Below are 7,546 nucleotides of genomic sequence, written 5' to 3' on the forward strand. Positions count from 1 at the left end.
CCGCATTCCAGGAGAGCGCAATGCCCACGGACATCGCCGCACAACCCGCCGCACCGGCGGACACCGTCGTACGGAGCTCCAACGAGGCCTGGGGATCCCGCATCGGGCTGATCCTCGCCATGGCCGGGAACGCCGTGGGGCTCGGGAACTTCCTCCGCTTCCCCGGGCTCGCCGCCGCCAACGGCGGCGGGTCGTTCATGATCACCTACTTCATCGCCTTCCTCCTCCTGGGGATCCCGCTCATGTGGATCGAATGGGGGATCGGGCGCAACGGCGGGCGCTACCGCAAGGGGCACATCCCCGGGATGTTCTCCGCCGTCTGGCACCACCCCGCGGCCAAGTACCTGGGGGTCGTGGGGCTGGTGATCCCCTTCGTGGTGATGACCTCGTACGTGGTCATCATCAGCTGGACGCTGGCCTTCACCTTCTTCTCGCTCACCGGCGCCTACCAGGGGCTCGACACGCAGGAGGCCATGGCCGGGTACCTCCGCTCCTACCAGGTGATCCGGGACGGGAGCGCGCACGACGCCTGGACGCCCTTCGCCTTCTACTTCGCCAGCCTGTTCATCACTGTCTACGTCCTTTCGCGGGGGATCTCCCGGGGGATCGAGAGGCTCGCGAAGGTGGGGATGCCAGTCCTCTTCCTCTTCGCCGTGGTCCTGGCGGTGCGCGTCTTCTTCCTCCCGCCGGGGCCGGACGGCTCCACGGCGGTGAGCGGGTTCCAGTTCATCTACACTCCCGACTTCTCGCGCCTGGGCGACGCGACGATCTGGCTCGCCTCGGCCGGGCAGATCTTCTTCACGCTGTCGGTGGGGATGGGGACGCTGCAGACCTACGCCTCCTACCTCTCCACCAAGGACGACATCGCCCTCTCCGGGATCGCCACCGCGGCCACCAACGAGACGGCGGAGGTGGTGCTCGGCGGCTCCATCGCCATCCCCGCGGCGGTCGTCTTCTTCGGGGTGAGCGGCGCCATGGCGGTGGCGCAGTCCGGCTCGTACAACGTGGGCTTCGTGGCCATGCCGCTGGTGTTCCAGCAGATGCCCATGGGGCAGCTCCTGGGCGCCCTGTGGTTCGCCCTCCTCTTCTTCGCAGGAATCACCTCCTCCGTGGCGATGGGAACGCCCATCGTGGCCTTCTTCCGGGAGGAGTTCGGCTACCGGCGCGAGACGGTGGCCTGGTGCATCGGCGCGGTCACGCTGGCCTTCGGGCTGCTGACCCTCTTCCTCTTCGAGTACCAGTTCCTCTGGGAGTGGGACTACTGGGCCGGCACCTTCGGGCTCACCGTCATGGCGACGATCGAGGTGATCCTCTTCATGTGGGTCTTCCGGCCGGAGAACGCCTGGCGGTCGCTGCACCAGGGCGCGGACATCCGCATCCCCGCGGTCTTCAAGTTCGTCATGACGTTCGTGACCCCGCTCTACCTGCTCGTCCTCCTGGCGTGGTGGACGGTCACGGAGGCGCTCCCCATCCTCCGCCTGGACGGCGGGCGCGCGGCGGGCGGCCCCATCATCCCGGGATCGGAGCCGTACGTGCACTTCTCCCGCGCGCTGATCCTGGCCGTGGCGGTGTTCTTCCTGGTGATGATCCGCCTGGCCTGGAAGCGCAACGGCTACGACGAGCGGGCGGGCTTCCGGGTGATCGAGGACACCCCGCTCGGCGAGCCCGCGGCGGCAGCGGAGGTGAGGCGATGAGCGGCGGTGCGCTGGCGTTCATGCTCCTGAGCTGGAGCTTCGTCCTGGGGCTGGTGGGCTGGTCCTTCGCCCGGATCCTGCGGGGACGCGCGCACTTCGACCCGGACGGGATCGGGCCGGCCTCGCCGCCGATTCACGGCGCGGCGGAGGGAAGGAGGTAGCCGAGACGGCGAAGCGTCCCCGGAGCAGGCGGCCGGGGACGCTCGTCACCACCCCCTGTGCCGCATCCGCCGCAGGATCTCCCGACGGTACTGGCCCGTGTTCTCCGGCGTGCGCCGCAGCGGGTTGGGGAGGAGCGCGGCGAGCCCCGCGGCCTGCGTCCGGGAAAGCTTCTCCGCGCTGGTGTCGTAGTGGTGCCTCGCCGCCGCCTCCACGCCGAAGACCCCCTCGCCCCACTCCACGTTGTTGAGGTACAGCTCGAGGATCCGCTCCTTCCCCAGGATCAGCTCCGCAGCCGGCGTGAGCGCCAGGTCGTACACCTTGCGGACGGGGTTGCGGCAGGTGCAGCCGAACAGGTTCTTCATGAGCTGCTGCGTGATGGTGGACGCGCCGCGCACGCGCCCCCGCTCCACCGCCTCCCTGCCGGCCTCGCGCATGGCGTCCAGGTCGAAGCCGAAGTGGTCCCAGAAGCGCCCGTCCTCCGCGGCGACCACCGCCCGCGGCACGTGCCGCGGCAGCTCGTCGTACGCGACGATCTCCCGCCGCTTCTCGTACTCCTCCCCCGCGACCAGCGCCTCGATCCTCCGTTCGAGCTGGACACCCGTGGTGGGCGGCTGGACGAAGCGGTACACCACCAGCAGGAGCACGGCCAGCACGTAGTAGGCTGCCAGGACGCCGAGCACCACCTTCCCCGCCCTGACGAGGACGCGCCGGATCCTCCCCGAGCGCTTCGCGGGCGGATGGGGATGGGGGTGCGGCGGCCCGCCCTCCCACAGCAGGGTCCGATCGTCGTCTGGATTCATCCTGAAGCGCAGTCGTCGTTCGCGTTTCGAGAGGCCGCCCGGGAGGCGGGGGGAGGCTCAGCAGGCGGTGCGTCTGTGTGAGCCCGCGCAGTCACCCCGGTCACCCAAGCGGCCGGGCGAGTTTCGCACCGCCGGAGGAGCCTCCCCCCGCCGACCCCACGCGCGAGACGCAGCATCAGCGGAACCCTTTCCGCCGGAACCGTTTACAACCCCGGCATAGCGTCCGCCCCCCGGCGACGAGTATCTATAAGGTATAGTACGCGTCCCCGGCGCGTTCCCGATAGACCGAGCACGACACCCTGGAGCCGAAGCGAGTGAAGCCCAACCTGAACACCGCCGTGTGGCGCGGACACGCGCGCTCGGCGTGGACGCGCCTGACGGGCACCTGGCGGAACCGGCAGGAGCGGAAGTTCCTCATCGCCTTCACCGTGCTCGGCCTCACCTCGTGCGGCACCGGCGCGGTGGCCGCCGCGTGGACCCGCGCGTGCGTGGGCACCTGCCCCACCGCCGAGCAGATCGCCGACTTCGCCCCCCAGCAGGCCAGCCAGGTGCTGGACGCGGAGGGCGGGCTCCTAGGGACGTTCTACCGCGAGCGGCGCACCGTCATCCCGCTCCGCACCCTCCCCCGCTACGTCCCCATGGCCTTCGTGTCCGTGGAGGACCAGCGCTTCTTCGAGCACGAGGGGGTGGACCCGGTCCGCATGGTCGCCGCCGTGCGCGACAACATCATCAAGGGGTGGGGCGGCCCGGGCGGGAGCACCATCACCATGCAGCTCGCCCGCAACCTCTTCCCGCAGCAGCTCCCGCGGGGGGAGAAGACGATCCGCCGCAAGGTCGCGGAGATCAAGCTGGCGCTGGACATGGAGGGGTCGTACTCCAAGGAGCGCATCCTGGAGATGTACCTCAACACCATCTACCTGGGCGCCGGCGCGTACGGGATCGAGGCGGCCTCCCGCACCTACTTCGGGAAGCCCGCGTCGCGGCTGAACTACGTGGAGGCGGCCACGCTCGCCGCGCTCCCCAAGGCGCCCTCGTACTACAACCCCCGCCGCAACCCGGAGCCCGCCCGCGGCCGGCGGAACCTGGTGCTCGACTTCATGGCCTCCAACGGGGTCATCACCGAGGAGCAGGCCGAGGCCGCGAAGGCGCAGCCCCTGGCGCTGGCCCCGCCCAGCGGCGCCATCCGCGCCCCGTACTTCGTCGAGCGCGTGCGCGACCAGCTGGAAGACCAGTTCGGCGAGCTGCTCTACACCGGCGGGCTGCGGATCCACACCGGGATCAGCCCCAAGCTGCAGACCGCGGCCGAGAAGTCGCTCGAAGAGCACCTCCGCGAGATCGAGAACGGAAAGTTCGGCCCGTACCCGCACCCCACCTACGAGAAGTTCACCGCCGCCCTGGAGGAGGACGAGGAGGTCACCCACACCCCGTACCTGCAGGGGCTCGTGGTGGTGATGGATCCCGGCACCGGCGTCATCCGGGCCATGGTGGGCGGGCGCGACTTCGGGCAGTCGCAGTTCAACCGCGCCACCCAGGCGGTGCGGCAACCCGGATCCGCCTTCAAGCCGTTCGTGTACGCCGCGGCGCTGGAGAAGGGGCGCTACCCCAACTACGGCGTCTCCGATGCGCCCTTCTCGCTGGCCATGTCCGACGGCTCCACCTGGAGTCCCAAGAACTACGACGGCAAGTACGGCGGGTACACCACCCTCCGGGCCGGGCTGCGCAACTCCAAGAACATGGTCGCCATCCGCCTGGGGCGCGAGGTGGGGATCGAGTCGGTGCGCGACGTCGCCAAGCGGACCGGGATCAGCACCCGCATCCCGGGCTATCCCTCCGTCTACATCGGCTCGGCCGGGGTGTACCCGGTGGAGCTGGTCGCCGCCTACGCCCCTTTCGCCAACGGCGGCTTCCGGGTGGAGCCCCAGTACGTGATGCGGGTGGAGGACAACCAGGGGAAGCTGCTCTGGGAGCCGCCGCTGTACCCGAAGCGGGCGATGGACCCCGCGGTGTCGTGGATCCTCACCGACATGCTCCGCGAGGTGGTGGACCGGGGGACCGGGTACAACGCCCGCAACCCCGCCGTGGGGAACCTGTCGTATGAGATCCCGGCCGCGGGGAAGACCGGGACCACCAACGACGCCACCGACGTGTGGTTCGTGGGCTACACCCCGGACCTCGTGGCGGGGGTGTGGGTGGGGCTCGACAACCCGCGCAACATCGTCCGCGGCGCCACCGGCGGCGGAATCGCCGTCCCGGTCTGGGCCCGGGTTGTGCGTACCGCGTACGAGGGACGCGAGCCCCCGGCCGAGTGGCCCCGCCCCCCGGGGGTGGTGCATCGCCGCGTGAGCGGAGGCCGCGTGCTCACCGACGACTGCCCGTGGGGCGGCGGCGGCACCGACCTCTTCGCCGCGCGCTCCGCCCCCGAGGGGAGCTGCGACGCGCCGCGGGAGCTCCCGGACCGGATGGTGGACCCGACGCCGCACCTCCCGGGGCGGCCGGTCTTCCCCGGGCAGCCGCGGGTGCCGCGCCCCGAGGACGTCGTGCAGAGACCCAGCCAACAGGAACGAAGCAACCGATGAAGTACCACCCGGGGTCGGACCGCCGGCCGAGGCGCGGCCGAATGATCGGCAGGATCCTCCTGGCCCTGGGGGTGCTCGCCGTCGTCGGGTTCGCGTGGCTCTGGTTCGCCCCCTGCGGCTTCGGGGGGTGCGCGCCGGTGTCGGAGCTGGAGCGCTTCCAGGCCGAGGGCTCCGAGCTGCTGGACGTCAACGGCGAGCCCTTCGCCACGCTGGCGACCGTGAACCGCCGCATCGTCCCGCTCGACTCCCTCCCCGAGCACGTCCCGCGCGCCTTCCTGGCCGTGGAGGACCGCCGCTTCTTCGAGCACTCCGGGGTGGACTGGAAGCGCCTCGGTGGCGCGCTGGTGAGCAACGTAAAGGCGGGCGGGGTGGCCGAGGGCGGGAGCACCATCAGCATGCAGCTCGCCCGCAACCTCTTCCCCGACCACCTCCCGTACCGCGAGCGCTCCATCCGCCGCAAGCTGATGGAGGTGCGCGTCGCCCGGCAGATCGAGCGGGCCTTCCCCAAGGACAAGATCCTGGAGCTGTACCTCAACCACATCTACCTGGGCGAGGGCGCCTACGGGGTGGAGGCGGCGGCGCTGGAGTACTTCGGCAAGTCCGCCTCGGAGCTGACGGTGGCCGAGGCCGCCGTCCTGGGCGGGCTTCCCAAAGCCCCGTCGCAGATCAACCCCCGCGAGGACCGGGAGGCGGCGCGCGCCCGGCGCGACCTGGTGCTCGGCGAGATGGCGAAGGCCGGCTACATCAGCGCGGAAGAGGCCGAGGAGGCGCGTGCCGGCGACATCCGCCTGGCCCGCTCCAGGCGCGGCGGCGCGGCGGAGCGCGGCGCGTACTTCACCGCCCGGGTCCGGCGCGAGCTGGAGCGGCACGTGGGCCCCCGCTTCTACACCGCGGGGCTGCGCGTCCACACCACCTACGACCCCCGCGCACAGGCCGCCGCCGAGGAGGAGCTCGCGAAGCAGCTCGACGCCGTCGAGGCGGGGCAGTTCGGGAGCTACCGGCACCCCACCTACCCCGAGGCCAAGGGGGACACGGAGGACGGCGTCACCCCGTACCTGCAGGGGGCCGTGATCCTGATGGACGCCACCACCGGCGAGGTGCGGGCGCTGGTGGGCGGGCGCGACTACGACGACTCCAAGTTCGACCGGGCCATGCAGGCGGTGCGGCAGCCCGGCTCGCTCTTCAAGCCCTTCGTGTACCTCACCGCGCTGGAGGAGGGGATCCCCCCCACCCACCGCGTCGAGGACGCCCCGGTGCGGATGGTGCTCACCGGGGGGCGCGTCTGGGAGCCGAAGAACTACACCGGCCGGTACGACGGCCCCATGACGCTGCGCGAGGCGCTCACCCGCTCCAAGAACGCGGTGACGGTGCGGCTGGCGGAGGAGGTGGGGATGTCGGACGTGATCCGCAACGCGCAGACGCTGGGGATCACCTCCGACATCTCCCCCCTCCCCTCCACCGCGCTCGGCGCCTCCGAGGTGCGCCCCGTGGAGCTGGCGCAGGCCTACGCCGCCTTCGCCTCGCTGGGAGCGCGCGTGGAGCCGCACTTCATCCGCCGCGTGGAGACCCGCGACGGCGAGCTGGTCTGGGAGACCCCCACGCAGGCGGAGGAGGTGCTGGACCCCGCCGCCGCCTTCGTCCTCACCACCATGCTGGAGGACGTGGTGAACCGCGGGACGGGGACGCCGGCGCGCGCCGCCGGCTACCGTGGCCCCGCCGCCGGGAAGACGGGGACCACCAACGGCTCCACCGACGTCTGGTTCGCCGGCTACACGCCGGAGCTGGTGGGGATCGTCTGGATGGGGCTCGACAAGCCGAAGACCATCGTCCGGGGCGCCTCCGGCGGGAGCATCGCCGCTCCCGTGTGGGGGCGGATCATGGCGCGCGTCTACTCCGGCCGCCCCGCCCCCCGCCCCTGGCCCCGGCCGCGCGGGGTGGTCGTGGAGGAGGTGGACCGGGCCACCGGGCTGGCGGTGGACGCCGACTGCCCGGGGCAGGGCGCCACCTACACCGAGTACTTCATCAACTCGCTCCCCCCGCGGCAGCCCTGCTACTCCTCCACGTACACCTACGCCGGGTTCGACACCGCCTGGGTGGACGAGGAGTGGAACGCGAAGATGGAGCCGTGGACGGCGGACGGCGACACCCTCGCGGCCGGCGAGGTCGCCCCGGGGATCGTCTGGCCGGAGCTGGAGGAGATGCGCGCGGAGCGGCGGGGCGGACGCGCCGATTCGGCACCGCGTCCGCCGACGGGCGCGGCGGGCACCCGTCCGCGGGAAGCCCGGACGCCCCCGGCACCCGCCCCGCCCACCCC

The 7,546-nt window shown here is 71.7% G+C and carries 5 protein-coding genes; 4 read left to right on the forward strand and 1 reads right to left on the reverse strand.

All coding sequences use genetic code 11. From position 1 onward, the window contains the following. Both VGR37_07355 and VGR37_07360 read left to right on the forward strand, forming a co-directional pair. Positions 1-1,694 (forward strand): sodium-dependent transporter (locus VGR37_07355; protein HEV2147203.1); only part of this gene is annotated, 1,694 nt, incomplete at its 5' end. After that, positions 1,691-1,855 (forward strand): hypothetical protein, encoded by a 165-nt coding sequence (locus VGR37_07360; GenBank protein ID HEV2147204.1) that lies wholly within the window; start codon positions 1,691-1,693, stop codon positions 1,853-1,855. The genes VGR37_07355 and VGR37_07360, both read left to right, overlap by 4 nt. A gap of 45 nt (positions 1,856-1,900) precedes the next feature. Here the strand turns inward: VGR37_07360 and mtgA are convergent, their stop codons facing one another. Continuing rightward, the gene (mtgA, locus tag VGR37_07365) at positions 1,901-2,656 is read right to left on the reverse strand and encodes a monofunctional biosynthetic peptidoglycan transglycosylase (GenBank protein ID HEV2147205.1); all 756 of its coding nucleotides are present in this window, start codon (positions 2,654-2,656) and stop codon (positions 1,901-1,903) included. A 314-nt stretch (positions 2,657-2,970) separates the two neighbouring features. Here mtgA and VGR37_07370 point away from each other — a divergent pair, with 314 nt between their 5' ends. After that, complete coding sequence (locus tag VGR37_07370) at positions 2,971-5,232, forward strand: PBP1A family penicillin-binding protein (protein ID HEV2147206.1); 2,262 nt, start codon at positions 2,971-2,973, stop codon at positions 5,230-5,232. Between the two features lie 41 nt (positions 5,233-5,273). Further along, on the forward strand, positions 5,274-7,546 hold a 2,273-nt coding region (locus VGR37_07375; GenBank protein HEV2147207.1), incomplete at its 3' end, for a PBP1A family penicillin-binding protein.

Source organism: Longimicrobiaceae bacterium, assembly GCA_035936415.1.
In the GTDB taxonomy this organism is placed as follows: domain Bacteria; phylum Gemmatimonadota; class Gemmatimonadetes; order Longimicrobiales; family Longimicrobiaceae; genus JAFAYN01.

What these genes read in the sequence shown, in the direction of transcription:
- mtgA (HEV2147205.1), bottom strand. Translation starts at nt 2,656, where the DNA reads ATGAATCCAGACGACGATCGGACCCTGCTGTGGGAGGGCGGGCCGCCG.
- VGR37_07360 (HEV2147204.1), top strand. Translation starts at nt 1,691, where the DNA reads ATGAGCGGCGGTGCGCTGGCGTTCATGCTCCTGAGCTGGAGCTTCGTC.